At 40.7% G+C, this 16,992-nt stretch carries 13 protein-coding genes; 2 read left to right on the plus strand and 11 right to left on the minus strand.

Annotated elements, in window-relative coordinates:
* Window positions 1-150 precede the first annotated feature (150 nt).
* On the plus strand, window positions 151-1,329 hold the full coding sequence (locus PGR09_RS09985) for an acyltransferase family protein (RefSeq protein ID WP_315711188.1): 1,179 nt from the start codon (window positions 151-153) through the stop codon (window positions 1,327-1,329).
* 49 nt (window positions 1,330-1,378) lie between these two features.
* Here PGR09_RS09985 and PGR09_RS09990 read toward each other — a convergent pair whose 3' ends face one another.
* The 8 genes from PGR09_RS09990 to PGR09_RS10025 form a co-directional block, all read right to left on the minus strand.
* A complete protein-coding gene (locus PGR09_RS09990; protein WP_049061320.1) occupies window positions 1,379-2,863 on the minus strand; it encodes a glycosyltransferase in 1,485 nt (494 codons plus the stop codon).
* 4 nt (window positions 2,864-2,867) lie between these two features.
* Window positions 2,868-4,037: a glycosyltransferase family 2 protein gene (locus PGR09_RS09995; protein WP_315711193.1), complete on the minus strand. Its 1,170-nt coding sequence runs from the start codon at window positions 4,035-4,037 to the stop codon at window positions 2,868-2,870.
* Window positions 4,038-4,202: 165 nt separating this feature from the next.
* A complete protein-coding gene (locus PGR09_RS10000) occupies window positions 4,203-5,957 on the minus strand; it encodes a glycosyltransferase family 2 protein (RefSeq protein WP_047045958.1) in 1,755 nt (584 codons plus the stop codon).
* Between the two features lie 22 nt (window positions 5,958-5,979).
* A complete protein-coding gene (locus tag PGR09_RS10005; RefSeq protein WP_047045961.1) occupies window positions 5,980-7,116 on the minus strand; it encodes a glycosyltransferase family 4 protein in 1,137 nt (378 codons plus the stop codon).
* A gap of 6 nt (window positions 7,117-7,122) precedes the next feature.
* Window positions 7,123-8,013: a glycosyltransferase gene (locus tag PGR09_RS10010; RefSeq protein WP_430916101.1), complete on the minus strand. Its 891-nt coding sequence runs from the start codon at window positions 8,011-8,013 to the stop codon at window positions 7,123-7,125.
* Window positions 8,010-9,161, minus strand: coding sequence for a UDP-galactopyranose mutase (gene glf / locus PGR09_RS10015; protein WP_047045968.1), 1,152 nt, complete (start codon window positions 9,159-9,161; stop codon window positions 8,010-8,012). The genes PGR09_RS10010 and glf overlap by 4 nt, the downstream gene beginning before the upstream one ends.
* A gap of 11 nt (window positions 9,162-9,172) precedes the next feature.
* Window positions 9,173-9,913, minus strand: coding sequence for an ABC transporter ATP-binding protein (locus PGR09_RS10020; RefSeq protein WP_045391802.1), 741 nt, complete (start codon window positions 9,911-9,913; stop codon window positions 9,173-9,175).
* Window positions 9,913-10,680 (minus strand): ABC transporter permease, encoded by a 768-nt coding sequence (locus tag PGR09_RS10025; protein WP_045391805.1) that lies wholly within the window; start codon window positions 10,678-10,680, stop codon window positions 9,913-9,915. Before PGR09_RS10025 ends, PGR09_RS10020 begins: the two co-directional genes overlap by 1 nt.
* Before the next feature lie 951 nt (window positions 10,681-11,631).
* Here PGR09_RS10025 and PGR09_RS10030 point away from each other — a divergent pair.
* A complete protein-coding gene (locus tag PGR09_RS10030; RefSeq protein ID WP_315711194.1) occupies window positions 11,632-12,636 on the plus strand; it encodes an NAD-dependent epimerase in 1,005 nt (334 codons plus the stop codon).
* Window positions 12,637-12,892: 256 nt separating this feature from the next.
* Here PGR09_RS10030 and ugd read toward each other — a convergent pair whose 3' ends face one another.
* From ugd to PGR09_RS10045, 3 genes are all read right to left on the minus strand, one after another.
* On the minus strand, window positions 12,893-14,059 hold the full coding sequence (gene ugd / locus PGR09_RS10035) for a UDP-glucose 6-dehydrogenase (RefSeq protein WP_045391811.1): 1,167 nt from the start codon (window positions 14,057-14,059) through the stop codon (window positions 12,893-12,895).
* A 223-nt stretch (window positions 14,060-14,282) separates the two neighbouring features.
* Window positions 14,283-15,647, minus strand: coding sequence for a TolC family outer membrane protein (locus PGR09_RS10040; RefSeq protein WP_430916108.1), 1,365 nt, complete (start codon window positions 15,645-15,647; stop codon window positions 14,283-14,285).
* A gap of 11 nt (window positions 15,648-15,658) precedes the next feature.
* Window positions 15,659-16,990: an HlyD family type I secretion periplasmic adaptor subunit gene (locus PGR09_RS10045; RefSeq protein WP_047078091.1), complete on the minus strand. Its 1,332-nt coding sequence runs from the start codon at window positions 16,988-16,990 to the stop codon at window positions 15,659-15,661.
* Window positions 16,991-16,992: the final 2 nt, after the last annotated feature.

Consider the following 16,992-nt stretch of genomic DNA (forward strand, 5'->3'; position numbering starts at 1 on the left):
CTCCGGGCTTAATTTCACATACTTAAGCAAATTTAATGTTAAATCAACTATCGTGAGACCGATCACAACAACAAAAAAATAACTACCAGTTAACATCAGTGTGGTAATATAAACAAATACCGTCAGGTTCTGCTTCTTGACGCGTTGGTTATGGAACACAACAAAAATAAAGCCAAACAGGCTACGGGGTCTCACTTGCAACATTATAAACATCTCGACGGACTCCGCGGAGTCGCGTCGCTTGTCGTCGTGCTTTACCATATGGATGTATTTATGGGGGTGCTGGTATCGCCAAATGGATTATATTCGCAAAACTCAGTATGGTGGCAGATATATCGAAGAATTTTGGATGGGAACTTCTCAGTTTGTCTATTTTTCGTAATGAGTGGTTATGTGTTGCTCATTGGCTTTTATAAGCGGCAAAACGACCTTTCTTATCTTAAAGAAAGCTTTATAAAAAGATACTTTAGACTTACCCCACTGGTACTCGCTTCAGTCATTCTGGCTGTTGTTTTACAAAATACGATAGGCTTCCATAATGCCGAAATGGCGGCGATCGTCGGTGGACACGAGTGGTTAAAATCTAACTATCAATCAGAACTCACACTAACTGGAGCCATATACAATGGTCTGTATTCTGCTTACATAGGCGATACCTCCTATAATGGCCCACTCTGGACGATTAAAATAGAGTTAATGGGGTCACTTTTTCTGTATCTCTATGCCGCATTATTTTTTGTCAAAAAAAACGGTGCCCACATCATAATATCAGCAATACTTATCTATCTGATTGAACCGACACTTGGCTGCTATTTGATACTATTTATCATTGGCGGTACTATTTTGGTATATAACATAAAATTTGAACCTAAGTTTATTCTTCCAGCCAGTATATTAACAGTTGTTCTTGCAACAGAAAATCCGTGGACAATTGAAATTAACTTCTTAAATGAACTCACAGGTTTTAGTAAAGAAAGTTTAGCCACATTCTGTCACTCAATCGCAGCAGTAGTTTTATTATTAATAGCTAATACATCATCAAAACTTTCAAATTATCTGTCCAGATCTGTATTTACTTTTCTGGGTAAGATCTCATTTTCCTTATATGTATTTCATATCCCTATTATCATGAGTATTGGAACGGCATTATTTGTTTATTTACATGATGCAGGTATTACTAACCAATTTGCTAGTATAATAAGCACATTAGTCAGTTTATTATTTTGTGTGCTTATCTCATGGTTTGGCTATACATTCATTGATAAACCATCTACAAAAATTGCATCTTTAGTAGGCGACAAGCTGAATATGAGAGCCAGCCAATTATAAAAAAAAGCCGCGAAAGAAATCTTTCGCGGCTTTTAATAAGGTAGAAGAGTTAGAATGTTTTAGCTTTTAGCAGCTTTAAATAAAACATAAATCTTTCTCTTCCTTTATTTTTGGCTATTACCAGCATATCAAATTTAGACAAAATCTTCTTAGATGCAAAAATTTGCGCCAGGACCTGCTTAAAATATTCATCCTTGAATTTAGCTTCAATGACACTCCAGGCCCAGAAGTGGACATCGAGTTCTAACTCAAATAATTTACGCTCTTCATCATAGTTGAACGTATCCGAGTTACGACTGTAGATCCAATCAAAAATAGGGAAATGAACATAAAGTCGGTCATCTCGCACAGAAATATCCTGACCTAAGCGCCCTTGACGATAATAGTAATAATCAAAAGGTATATTAGCAATAATCTTGGCGTTTAAAAAAGTCTCGAACTGGAAAGGTAAATCATCAAACCGACGAATATGCTCAGGGAAAGAAATTCCTTTGTTTTTCAGCATGTCAGCAGAGTAAATACGACGCCACATTGTTGGGCGCTCGCGTAGTAAATCCAGACGGCTGAGATTAATGTCCAGGGGGAATTTAACTATTTCACCAGTCTCATAAGCTTCTTTATAGCCACACTGGGAAATGTCAGCATTTTTCATCACCGCGGCACGGAACAAATCTTCATACATCTGAAGATCGCACCAATCATCGCCGTCAACAAAACCAATATATTGCCCTTTAGCCTGGCTAACGCCGGCATTTCGTGCCGTCGCGCACCCACCATTTGCTTTATGGATAACTTTCACTCTGCCTGGGTATCTCGCAGCCCAGGCGTCAGCTTTCTCACCGGAATCATCCGGTGTACCATCATCGACGACTAAAATCTCTATACTTTCAATAGACTGATTCGCCAGGGACTCAATGCACTGGTCGATATAGGCGCTGATATTGTATGCGGGTACGACCACTGAAACTTCATACTCATACTTCTGGCGACTACCCGTGAGAGGTTGGTGTTGATCCTGAATGCGCCAGTAAAAAGTATCCGCCGCGCGCGCGCATTGACGATAAACAATTAATGGATCAACATCGTACTGATTGAATTCACCACAAATATGGTCAAGTTTCCACTGTGCAGTAACATACTCCAGAGCTGCCCGGGTAAATGCAGGAAGAGAAATACGAACGCTAACGTGACGCTCACCAATCAACTCATTAATTTCAGGATTGGAGAAATTATCAAACAGATAGACGCGTTCTTTCAATTCAGGGTTTTTATTTAATAGTTCCTGAATACGTTTAAACTTGCTTGCATTAGATTCAACAACAATTATCGCGCGCGGCTTGCTGTTATAAAATGCAACCAGAAGCTCCAGACCGGTATAAGTACCGACAAAAGCCAAAACATCACTTTCGCAAGAAAACAAATCTACGCCAAAAAAGCTTCGCTCGATGATATGCTTGTGTTGTGCTAACTCATCATGGCTAATTGCTGAAGGTAGTTTATTTAGATATGCATTCAATTGTGTTCTATTGATCATTTTATTAACCTACTACCCGTTTCCCGAACTTATTTTTTGCAAAACGCAAAGCTTTTTTGAAGATCAATTTATTGACATCAATGTTTGCAGTAGAAATAGCCTTCAACAGTTTAAATTTAGTTGATAGCGTTTGCTTACCAGTACTGTACTCTGTAAGAAAATCCGTTGCGCCATTGAAAAATGCCAACATGAGAATAAACTCTCTGTTACGCTCCGCAAAACCTAAGGATGTTTTTAAGCGCGAACGCACGCCCGGATTAGATACAGAAAACAGATCCACACCTTGCTGGAAGTAACGACGTCGATCACTCAGAGTTGTATATCTACCACACCAGAAAATCATTTTAAATATTAGCGACATTACGCAATATTGTTGATATGCATTGAGACCTTTAACTTCAGGTTTCTGCAGTAACTCTTTCGCGGTCTTAATTATATCAAATCGCTTTTCGCTTTTTTGATCCGTAATCTTTCCTTCACGATTAACTCGATAAAAATAGCCGACAGTATCTATCATGCCAATTTTTGTTGCGTTAACCAGACTTACAATATGAGGAGTAACGTCTTCAAAATGAATCCCTACCGGGAAGATAGTTATATACTTGTCAAAAAACTCTTTCTTAAGGATTCGGTTGTTGGTATTAGGTTCAAGACTGAGGATTTGCGGATATGCTGCAATATTTACTGTCTTCTTCAGCTCACCACCTAAAATGTGATCCCAAGTCGCTGCATCATAGAACGGATACGAATCTTTTGTTTGGTTGTCGTAAACGTATGAACGATATAAGACAATATCAAGATCGTCAGACTCGGCAAATTCCAGGGAATCAAGAACAGCTTTTTCGTTCAACCAGTCATCACTATCACAGAAAGAAATATATTGGCCATTCGCGTAGCGTAAGGCCGTGTTTCTGGCCTCTGATAGCCCTTTATTTTCCTGTGATACGAAAATTGCGTTACCTTTATAGGTATCAAGCCATTGCTGAACAACTTCGACACTATTATCAGTACTGCCATCATTTACAATGATAAGTTCTATTTGATCATTACCATTTTTATCAAATGAAGATAAAGTCTTCTCCACAAAACCAGAAGTATTATAGACTGGTACTATAATAGACAATTTTGGTATAACCTTTGATTGTCGAGTATCACAAACTATCATGTCGCTCATTACTGTCTCTTGTATAAATATATTTAACTTCAGACTAGATTGTAGAAACTAGCCAAATCAAAATGTGTATCTTCCGTATAAATAAATATCCTAAACTCTATCCGCAAGAGAAATATTTAACTATGACAATATTATCATTACGAATAAAGAACAAGCCATCAATATTTAAATAAAATATTTCTTCCAAAAATTCTCAGACGTTAAGTACGAGATCTTATTTCCATACTCTTCTGCAATAGCATTATAGGTAAAGAACCCTTTGCTAATGGCCCACAATGTTTTGATGATCAACTTAGCACAGCGTAATTTATCCTGCTTCAGTACGATAAAACTACCCTCAGTAGTTTCATAGTAAACTTCAGCATTCAAAAAAACCTGTTTTGTCGGATGAATTTCTGTGTTAGGGATTCGTACCCTATTTCCAGCCATAATAAACCGAGGAACCAGATGACCATTGAGAAGAAACAGCCTGATTATCTTCGCCCATTTGGACTCGGGGCTATCACGGTCAGTTTTTTTCACGCCATTACCCTGCTCTACTTCACCTGGCAATTCATCTTTCGACAGCTCACTAATCCGTCTACGCGCTTTTTGCGCATCCGCATCGTCAATCCAGAAATCAGGGCCTTGCATAACATCTGAATAAGCTTCAATGATAGCCTCAGCCGAAGAATAACGGTATGAAAAGCATAGCAAAAGTACTTTTGCTAATATCCAAAAAGCTATCTGTCTTCTTTTATGTGATGACGGGTATACAAATGCAGGAACCAACAGACCTCTAACGCTCAAATATTCAACTAATGCGCTATATTTTTGATTAAAATTCATCTGCCACGACGCAATACCATTGAGAGTAACGATCGGGTAAGCATGCATTATCCCGAATAAAATGTCATCGCCGCGGACGAAGAAAGGAAAAGCATAGTATTTTATCGCTGATACTTTAAAAGCGCAGAACCACCATGCTGCGTAATTGGCTTGTCCGTCCTCTTTATTAAACACATCCAGGCCACTTGGTGTTGAGACATCAACACCATTTTTTAAAGGCCGCATTCGTATCTGTTTATAAGGATAAATAGCACCAGCCTCGTAAACCGTTTGAGGTTTATCCTCGTATAGCATACTGCCTGCTATCATCTGTTCATCTTTTTTTGAAAAACACATGAACCAATATGCTCTTTTAATACTTTCGATTTCACAGGATGCGTCATCATCCATAAAGATACAATAAGTTTCTCTATTGTTCTTTTTCACCTCAAATAAACCACGAGTGAAACCACCAGCCCCCCCCATGTTTTTATTTTTTATATAGGTAACATTAGGTCTTGGCTCTAAATCTAAATTGCATCCATTATCAATAACATACACATGAAATTTTGACTGACCGACACTATCGGCAAATAAGTTTTTCTCAAATCTCGACAACGTCGATAATAATGCTGCCTGTCGATTATAAGTCGTGATGACAATCGCTAACTTACCAAAATCCTCTACTGCCCCATATGTAGTAAAAGAAAAACTCCTGATCTCACTATCATCAATTGACGACCAGTAAAAATAAAGCCTACCGTCACGACATTCATTTAACTCTAAATTATCTAGCGTGAATGCCCCTTCAATTTCGCGTTGAAATACTTTCTTTAATTTATCATTCGTTTTTAAGAAAATTGTGGCAATACCTCTGCCAACAACATCAACTTTGAACCCAATCTGTTTAACTGTAGTGTATTTTGACCACTTTTGGAGATCAAATGAATTGTAAAAAGTATCAAAGCAAACGTCATGATTCCTCGATACTCTGACGTACCCTGCATCACTATAACATGTAGATACATTATCGGATAAAAAATACAGAGCGCTAATTTCACGGTGGTGTATATCAGGGAATACTGATGACTGTAATGCAATATTATTATTCATAACCTAACCGCATGAGTATTTTTCAGCGCTGAAACAGCTCTTCATATACTTGTAATGTTTTATCAATAACAATTTCTGATGTATAATGATTGACAATATTTTCCCTGGCATTGATACCCATTTTCTGTCTGTCAGCATCTTCATTTATTAATGCTTTAATTCTCGCGGCCAGTTCTTTGACATTTTTGCGTTCAACTATATAACCATTATAGCCGTCTTTAATTAGTGAATTGCACCCACCATTATCATAGACAACACAAGCTCTACCCACAGCACCAGCCTCAAGCAGAATTCGCGGTACACCTTCGGGATATACAGAAGGAAGAGCAACAATATTTGCCCCAGCAATCAATTCTCTAATATCATCTCGAGTACCTAACCAGACGATATCGCCTGCTGCGTGCCATTTCTCTATTTGTCCCAAGGTAATCCCATCGTCATCATTCTCAACAATGATACCTGCAACCTGAATAGTACAATCTATCCCTTCTAACTTCAGGATCCTTTTTGCCTTAATGAGATCAAGTAATCCTTTACTATGTAGCATACGACTGGCAAAAAGTATTATTCCATGAGTCAATTTCGGTTCTTGCTGGTATGAAAAATAACTGATATTAACCCCGGCGCCATCAATGACCTTTGCTTTCTCTTCTTTGACTCCCAGCAGAGAAAGTATTTTTCTTTTATCTTCTCGATGTTCAAATATTATTTTACAATCAACATTTGAGAACAAATATCGATACAACCTGAGGACAAGCCAACGTAATATTTTAAAAATGAGTTGCTCACTCTCAAACACTCGCCCTAGCCCTACAAAACTATAAACAAGTTTAGTTTTGTGATATTTGGCCCACAGACAACTTATGATCCCAGGTTTAATCGTAATGCAATGAAGGATATCAGGATTAATGCCTTTCAATATCCTCGATGCATTAATAAAGCCTTTGATAAAAGCAAAAGGATTGATGCTTTTCTCATTAATTTGGCTATTAACGCAGTGAAATCCTAATGCGGTGAGTCTGTTTGAAATTGCATCATCTACAAAATTTGCAATAACATAGACATCATATCCATTATTTAATGCAGCAATTCCTCTTTCGAGCCAATGAAGTTCAAAATACCAGGCAGAGTTAACAAAATAGCATAATTTATTTTTCATAGCGGATTATGCACCTCTACCTTTTGGCTTCCAGAAACCATCCTTGATTCCATTATAGACATTAATCATACATTCTTTCCGCTTTTCATGCTTCAGTGCTGTAAATATATACTTCAACAACCTTAATGAAACATCAAATAAGGTGAAAGGCGAATTGTCCTGGAATATTTTACGGGACAAGATAAGGTTTCTACTTAAATAATATAGTTTCCATGGGGCTATTAATTGATTAGTAGTATCAATATCATGGACAATACATAATTCAGGAAGGTAAATAATAGGCGTACGCTGCAGGACCAGATGATGACCAAAATACACATCGTCAAAATAGATAAAAAGCTCATCATATATAAACGATATAGATTTCTTTAGTGTCTCCTGACTTATCAACATTCCTACAAATGAAACGCTCACCACGGTCTCTTGCTGGCTTCCGTCAGGAATAAAACGTGCAGGATTAACTCTGTAAGCGATATTTCCCAAAAAACCATTAGGAATTTTCTTCCAGGGTATATTCATCTTGCAGCATTTGTCTGATGTATCCACCACCGTGCAGACATAGACATTTTCACTCGATAAATCAAGTGACTGAAAAGCTACGCCAAAATCTTTCTTCGGATACGCATCATCATCGTAAAATAGAACCCAATTAGTGTTCAAATTTTGCGTTATCCATTGCGCTCCATATTTAAAACCGCCAGCCCCGCCATCATTCATCTCCCGATGTAAAACTATAACGCGTTCATCGCAAACAGAATTAAGATAGGCTTGAGTGTCGTCGGTTGATGCATTGTTAACCACAACTATATATTGAAAAGGCAACGCCAGCGTTGCCTCTATTGTTGTTTTTAACTTTTCTAACCGATTATAAGTGACGATTAGAGCAGCTACATTCATCTGACTTTGACCGTGAACACAGGCATCACAGAATTCTGTTCTAATGACTTAAGATAAGTTCGCCCAGTTTCCAGAGCTTCAGCAATAGTTACATCCATATCAAGATAGCGGTATGTACCCAGACGACCAACAAAGGTAATATTCGCTTCTTTTTCGGCGCGATCGAGATAGTTTTGCAGCATAGCCATCTCCCCTACCTGACGAATTGGGTAATACGGAATATCCTCAGGCTCACATGAGCGACTAAACTCACGATAGCAGATTGATTTTTCATGACTTTCCCATGGTGCAAAGTACTTATGCTCAGTAATACGAGTATAAGGCACTTTTTGCTCACCATAATTCATTACCGCACATCCCTGATAATCACCGTCGGTTCGGAATGCATCGAAATCCAGGGTACGATAGCCCAGACGTCCCATATCATATTTATAAAAACCATCCAGCGCGCCACTATAAAATACATGGTCATATTCGCCACGAGTGGTTTCATCAAACAGGGTGTTTAAAGCCACTGAAATATTTTTATGATCTAATATCTTATCTACGATTACCGTGTAGCCGTCTTTTGGCATCCCCTGATATTTATGATTAAAGTAGTTATCATCATAATTAAATCGTACAGGCAGACGCTTAAGAATTGAAGCCGGGAGCTCCGACGGAGACATTCCCCACTGTTTGATTGTGTAACCTTTAAAAAAGGCTTCATAAAGTTCTTTGCCGACAAAACGCAGTGCCTGCTCTTCAAATGTTGCAGGTTCTTCTATCGTTTTATCACTCTTTTCATCAATTAATTTACGTGCTTCGGTTGGGGAGCACGTGGTATGGAAGAACTGATTAATTGTGTGTAAGTTGATTGGTAAGGAAAATACTTGCCCATTGACCGTCGTCTTCACCCGGTTCACATAAGGCATCATTTCCGTGTATTGGTTGATGTACTCCCAAACCTCAGCATTGTCAGTATGGAAAATATGAGGGCCATAGGTATGAACCATAACGTTGGTTTCACTATCCCGCTCACTATAGCAGTTACCAGCAACATGCGGCCGGCTGTCAATAATCGTCACCTGATGACCTGCTTCAGCCAATAAGCGACCAATAACCGCGCCTGAAAATCCTGCGCCGACAATAAGTACATTCTTCTGCATTAGTTTTTCCATCAAGCCATTGAGGCTACATATTCATCAACAATAGAGCTTGCCTCACCGATAGCTTTCAACCGGTGATTTTCAACCCACACAACTTTATCGCAAATCTGCATAACATCTTTCATGCTGTGGCTAACAAACAGGATTGTTACCCCACGTTTTCTGAACTCATTGATTGTTTCAATACATTTCCGTTGAAATGCGATATCCCCAACCGCGAGAACTTCGTCGATAATCAATACATCTGGATCAACCTGGCTAATAACGGAAAAGCCCAGCTTCGCCAGCATGCCACTGGAGTATACGCGAATAGGCTCATCAATGAACTCACCTAGCTCTGAGAACTCGATAATTTTATCAAGCCGTTTATTAACTTCTGCTCTGCGTAACCCCAGTAAGGTGGCATTAAGTTTGATGTTTTCACGCCCGGTAAGTTCCGGATGAAAACCGCCTCCCAGCTCCAACATCGAAGCCACGCGTCCGACAACTTTTACCTCGCCCTTACTTGGCTTTAGCACACCCGCAACGAGACCAAGGGTCGTACTTTTGCCTGCGCCATTGCGACCAATCAATGCAACTGATTCACCCTTATTGACGGTGAATGACACGTTCTCGATAGCCAGATACTTACGGCCTTTTAGCAAATTAAAGGCCCGACGCGGATGAAAAAACAAATCTTTAATGCCAGAGCCAATATGATGATATAGAGGATACTCTTTTGTTACATTGCAAAATTCAATAACAGCGGTCATCACAAAATCTCTGCAAATCGATATTTTAATTTATTAAAGACCCACACTCCTAGCAGCAACACAACCATGCCTGATGAGTATAGATAAGTGATATGCACATAATCCAGGTTGCCATTCATAAGCAGATCTCGCCAGGCCATTATCATGCTAGCCAGTGGGTTATAATCAATGATCCAGGTAAATTGTTGCGGGATCATATCTGAATTATAGAGTATCGGGGTACAGTAGAACATCAACATAATGCCCAAGGCGACAAATCGCTCCAGGTCACGGAAAAACAAATTCAGCGTTGAGAAAATTAGAGCAAATCCAAATGTAAAAATAATCTGTCCGATCGCCAGTAGAGGAATGCCCCAGAACCAACTCAGCGACGGTGACATACCATAAACATATAGAAACACAGCGATTACAGGAATTGTACACAAGAAGTGCAGCCCTTCCATCATCACATTACTCAAAGGAATAACCGAGCGCGGAAATACTGTTTTTTTAATGATCTGCGCATTAGAAATAAATGAGTACAATGAATTGGTTGCCGAACTTGCGAACCATTGCCACGGGAACAACCCAGTAATCAGGAAAACGGTATAATTTGGAATTTGTACTCTCATTACCATTTTAAAAATAAAATAGTAAATCATCGCAAATAATAAAGGGTTTGCGATAGACCATAAATATCCAAAGATGCTACTTTTATAGCGAACTTTTAAATCTTTATTAGTTATCACAACAAGTAGATCAAATAAATATCCTAATTTAAACTTCATTATTTGCACTCATTTTTTTGAAATCGACCACGCAATCATTCTTTCCTCTGGCACCTTGAGGAAATTGTGCACAGCTATAATATCAACATAATTATAATAAATTAGCCAAAAGCAGTCGTTGCCTCTATATCCACGGTATAGAGAAACCCGTCTTAGCAACCATAAGCGGTTCCATATAATAGCGTACTCTATACCATCATTTGGAGTATGTTACGGGGGTGACTATACGACTACAAACGATTAGCTTTGTCTAGTTGACTCGCAACAGCCAACGATCACATCAATCAGAGACACGCTACCGCCATTGGCTATCGCAACCAAAGCGCGCAAAACAAGCTTAGCATTTGATAAATCGTCATAAACCTCAAAGCACTACTACCGCAAGAGTCCATGATTTTGCTCTGTCTCAAGCCTCAAGTTGAGCTCAATCTGAGAGCGGTCACTCTCGCCGCTTTAGAGGCAACTTGCCATCAGGTTAGTCTCATTTCAGGCAACGGACCTGGCAACTGAGTTACTTAACTTTATACAAGTTGCCCTATTCAGCAGCGTCATTAATGTCAGTGGTATACCTGCCTATTATGGTAATAAAATCAGAAAGTTGCAATGTGGGCATCTTAAGTTAATACCATATGAATGAAACAGCAGCATAGTATACTCCCGGACTATAAGATTAAAAGCGAAAAAGCAGTATTGGCTGGCAAAGAAGAGATATATACCAGGTAAGTACAATGCCGTTTAAACATTTGTCTACAACTAAAAACACTTGCTAACCAATGAGAGTGATTTTCACTCTCATATTGGAGATGGCGTCCTTGCTACGGTAGGTTTAGCTTTAAATGTTATTATCTCCAACCTTTCCGAACCAATCAGTAAACAAGATGATCGATACCTCCCCCCTGTGTAAAATAGGCCCTTATAGGCAGTGGGACATAATGATCCTGGAGGATATAAATGAAATTTTTAGTCACTGGTGCTGCTGGCTTCATCGGCTTTCATGTATGTAAACGCCTGCTGGAAGCTGGTCATGAGGTTGTCGGAATCGACAATATGAATGACTACTACGATGTGAGCCTCAAACAAGCCCGCCTGGATCTTCTGAAAGCACCTTTGTTCAGTTTTCACAAAATTGATCTCGCCGATCGGGTCAGCATGGAGCAGCTTTTTGCTACGGAGAAATTTAACCGCGTAATCAACCTTGCCGCTCAGGCCGGCGTGCGTTACTCGCTGGAAAACCCACACGCTTACGCTGACGCTAACCTGATGGGCTTCCTGAATATCCTTGAGGGTTGTCGCCATACTAAAGTTGAGCACCTGGTCTACGCGTCATCCAGTTCCGTCTATGGCTTAAACCGTAAGATGCCGTTTTCAACCGATGATTCGGTAGACCATCCTGTATCGCTATACGCGGCAACCAAAAAAGCCAACGAATTGATGGCACATACTTATGCGCATCTGTATGGAATTCCAACAACCGGGCTGCGGTTTTTTACCGTCTACGGACCCTGGGGACGCCCGGATATGGCACTATTCAAATTCACGAAAGCCATGCTCGAGGGGCAATGTATAGACGTCTACAACTACGGAAAAATGAAGCGGGACTTCACCTATATTGACGATATAGTTGAAGCAGTTGTTCGTGTTCAGGATGTTGTTCCGCAACCGAATCCAGACTGGACGGTTGAAGGCGGGTCTCCAGCGACCAGTTCCGCCCCCTATCGGGTATATAACATTGGTAATAGTTCGCCTGTAGAACTGATGGACTACATCACTGCGCTTGAAGAGGCGCTGGGAATGGAAGCTAAGAAAAACATGATGCCGTTGCAACCAGGCGATGTTCTGGAGACAAGCGCTGAAACCCAACCGCTATATGATCTTGTTGGTTTCCGGCCACAAACCACAGTTAAGCAAGGAGTGAAGAACTTCGTGGATTGGTATAAAGACTACTACGCAATTTGATAGTTTCTTATCTTCTGTTTTACCGCAATCAAAAGATTGCGGTATATTAACCGCCCATAGTGTAGTCTGTCTAGTATTATTCCTACGCTATATATTTCTAATTCGACAGGCGTATCTTTCGATGTAGAAGAAAGAGATAGTCTCGTAAATGCCACGGTAGCATTAGTATTTTATTTCAGCACATAATGATGCTGCGTTTTTTCTTTATAAAAAAATAAGACAGGTAATTTTGCAAACTACCTGTCATTATGGAAAGTTAATCGTTACCAAAGAGGTCACGCGTATATACTTTATCTTTCACATCCGCCAATTCTTCTGCCATGCGGTTAGAGATAATAACATCTGATTCCTGCTTGAAAGCATCAAGGTCGCGAATAACGCGTGAGTTAAAAAACTCATCTTCCTTCATCACTGGCTCGTAAATAATTACAGGTATACCTTTCGCTTTTATCCTTTTCATTATACCTTGAATAGAGGAAGCACGGAAATTATCAGAGCCGCTCTTCATAATTAACCGATACACACCAACAACTTTCGGGTTTTTCGCCAGAATGGAGTCTGCAATAAAATCTTTTCGGGTGCGATTAGCATCAACAATTGCCGAAATAATATTATTGGGCACCGACTCATAATTCGCCAGCAACTGTTTGGTATCTTTCGGTAAGCAGTACCCACCATAGCCAAAAGAGGGATTGTTGTAATGATTACCAATTCGCGGATCCAGACATACACCCTCAATAATTTGTTTACTGTTTAGTCCCTGGCTTTCGGCGTAGCTGTCTAACTCATTAAAATAGGCAACACGTAGTGCTAAATAAGTATTAGCAAAGAGCTTAATAGCTTCAGCTTCAGTTGAATCAGTAAAAAGGGTCGGAATGTCTTTTTTTATCGCACCTTCTTTCAATAGGTCTGCGAATCGCTCAGCACGAGCAGAACGCTCACCAATGACAATCCGTGATGGATATAAATTATCGTACAAAGCACGCCCCTCGCGGAGAAACTCCGGCGAGAAAATGATATTTTCAATGCCAAGGCGTTCTTTTATGCCACGAGTGAAACCAACTGGGACCGTTGATTTTATAACCATAACAGCTTTCGGATTGATAGCAGTCACATCACGGATGACAGCCTCAACAGAAGACGTATTGAAGTAATTTGTCTTGGGATCATAATCTGTCGGCGTAGCTATAATAACGTAATCAGCGTCATGATACGCATCGAGTTTGTCTGTTGTTGCACGAAAATTAAGCTTTTTTTCCGTTAAATATTGTTGGATCTCATTATCTGCTATAGGTGAAATTTTCTGGTTAAGCAAATCTACTTTGGCCTGAATGATATCCAAAGCAACCACTTCATGGTTCTGGGCAATCAGAACACCATTCGATAAACCAACATAGCCTGTACCGGAAATAGTAATTTTCATAGAGCAACACTTCTACAGTTAACGGGTGATGGCAAATCGCCACAGTAATCATGGATACTGCTGGCGTTTTACTCTTTGCGAATAGTGAAGTCAAGACGGGGACGGGTCTTAAGGGTCCCCCTCATGTGAGCATACAGATTGAAGCGTAGTATCGATACGGGTTTCAGAGATGCAAAAAACAAACTATTTTACACTCTTTCTGTTTCCGACTTCATAGCTTAACTCAAGAACGATGGAAATACCCCGCGACTTGCATAATATCTTTTTCGCTCAGCGTACCTGAATCTCCAAGCAACGTAATCCAGGCCTTAATATACGTGTATTTGGCCTCTGCTAAATCTCGCTGCGCAGCGTAAAGCTGCTGCTCCGCATTAAGCACATCAACGTTAACCCTTTGCCCTGCAAGCACACTTTGCCGCGTGGCCTCAACCTGCGTCGTTGCAGACTTTACAGCCAGTTCGTAAGCCCTAAGCTTCGCCTGGCTACTAATACATTGATTAAACTGTTTACGCAGATCGTTCATTATCGAACCGACCTGGGCGTCCAGTTCATACTTGGCCTGACCATAACGTGCCGCGGCCTGCCTTGTCGAGGCAGCAACCCCCCCGCCAGAATAAATTGGCATTGATACCTGAACCCCAACGCTATCTGTTCGATATTTTTGATTTACGGTGTTGTCGCTGCTGGAATCATTTTCCGAATGTGATGCGTATAGCTGTACCTGAGGCATAAATCCAGCCCGGTTGCGTTCTACATCATAACGCGCTGCATCCACGCCATGACGTGATGAAGCTAGTTGGGGATTTCGTTCCATGGCTAATTTTTGCCAATCATCGAATGCTGTATAACGTAGCGGCGAGACCTGAAATTTGCCTTGCCGTAACGTCTGCAATGCATCTAACTGATCAAGTGGAATTCCGATGATGACTTCAAGTTCCCGCTGAGCTGAGTCTAACAAATCCCGAGCCTCGATAACCTGAGCTTCGGCCAAACTGTACCTTGCTTGAGTCTCAGCAACGTCCGTTACAGTACCCTCGCCAGCGGACATCAGGCGATCATTTAAAGCAAGTTGTTCTTTATAAGCAGCTTTCTGCGCCTCAGCGAGTGCAATTTGATCTTTTGCATATGCAACACTGACATAAGCCGAAATGACCCGGACTGCAAGATCGAGATATTTACTGCGATATTTTTCGTCGGCCATCAAACTTTGTGCGACTCCCGTTTTATATTTCGCATAAGCCTCATAATCAAATAGAGGTTGCGTTAAGGTCACGGAACCAGCATAACTGCGGTACTGCTGTCGTTTAGTCACATCGCTGACATTGCCAAAAATATCACTCGTCTGATATTTTTGAGTCTGCCAATTTCGAGGTGCATTCTGATAATTGAGAGAGACTTTTGGTAGCAACCCTGCTCGTCCGATATTCCTTGCCTCATCACCGGCTTCTTTTTCTTTAATCGCCGCCTGAAATGTTGGGTCTTTTTCCAATGCAAGCGAATAAGCATCCAGAATACCCAATGCATGCACCGGTGAGGATATCACCCACACTATCGAACTAAGGGCTAGATTAATCATCTTCCTTTTCATGAAAATCACGATTATTCCTCGGTCAATGAAGTACGCGCACGATCCAAAATAGGTTTAAAGAGATAACTTAACAACGAACGTGACCCCGTCCTTACGAACACCTCGACAGGCATCCCAGGTTTTATTTCCTCGCCCTGGAGCATTTTAATGCCTTCCGGAGTGACGGTTACCTGCATCTGATAATAAGCTTCCCCATTTGCTTTATCGATTAAACGGTCTGCAGAAACGAGCGTTACAGTACCAGGTATTTTAGGGGTCCTGTTCTGGTTAAAAGCAGTAAACATAAGCTCAACGGGAAGTCCGGTATATACTTTATCGATTAATTGTACTTTTAATTGAGCATCCACAACCAGCGCAGCTTCACTGGGAACCACATCCATAAGATGGTCGCCTGCACCCACTACTCCCCCTTGGGTAAATATATTCAGCCCAACAACTGTTCCATCAACTGGCGAAATAATTTCCGTATTCCCTAGTTCAAAATTAGCCATATCAAGTTTGTTTTTATAATCATTTACATCCATTTGCGTTTGCGCTAACTGTGTTCTTACTTCACGCTGATAATCCGCATAACGCTGGTCTATTCGCTGTTGCGACTCTAGCAGTTGTTTTTGAAGCTGTCCGATCCTGCCAATCGTCTCATCAATGCTGCTACTGATTTCTGCAAACTGACGTTGAGCCTCCAGATAACGATTCCTCGGCAAATACCCTTCAGCAGAGAGCTGTTTCATACTGGTCATCTGCTCACGGATACTGTTTAGCTGAATCTGTTTATTCGCCCGGGAATCCTGTAATCCCTTAAGCTGGAAACGGATGCCATCAATAGATTGTTTAAAACCATCAACTTCACTACGTAATGCCTGTCGGCGCGAAATAAAAAGTTGTTGCTGCAAGGCAATGATTTCCGCTGCACGAGGCTTGTCTTTGATAGCATTGAAAACGTCAGAGAATTTTATGGTATCCAGGTTATCTCTTTCGGCCAACAGACGCCCTTCTGTTGCCAGAGTGGTATAATATTGAATCTTCAGAGAATCCACCTGCGCCTGCGCCTGAACCTGGCTCATTTGAACCAGTACCTGCCCGGCTTTAACCTTATCCCCTTCTTTAACCGCAATATTGCTAATAATACCGCTAGTTGGAGACTGGATTGTTTTACGGTTTCCTGAAACTGTTACCGACCCTTGAGAAGCAACGCCTTTATCCAATGGGGCAAAAGCTGCCCATAAAAGGAAACCGCATAAACCAATGGCGATCACCAACCAACCGAAACGCGTATACTTCCGCTCATCAGTAGAATCTGATGAGGTATCGCCACGAAGAGACTGATTAATGTGAGAAGACATAT

It is taken from the genome of Klebsiella sp. 141251 (genome assembly GCF_050600725.1).
In the GTDB taxonomy this organism is placed as follows: domain Bacteria; phylum Pseudomonadota; class Gammaproteobacteria; order Enterobacterales; family Enterobacteriaceae; genus Klebsiella; species Klebsiella aerogenes.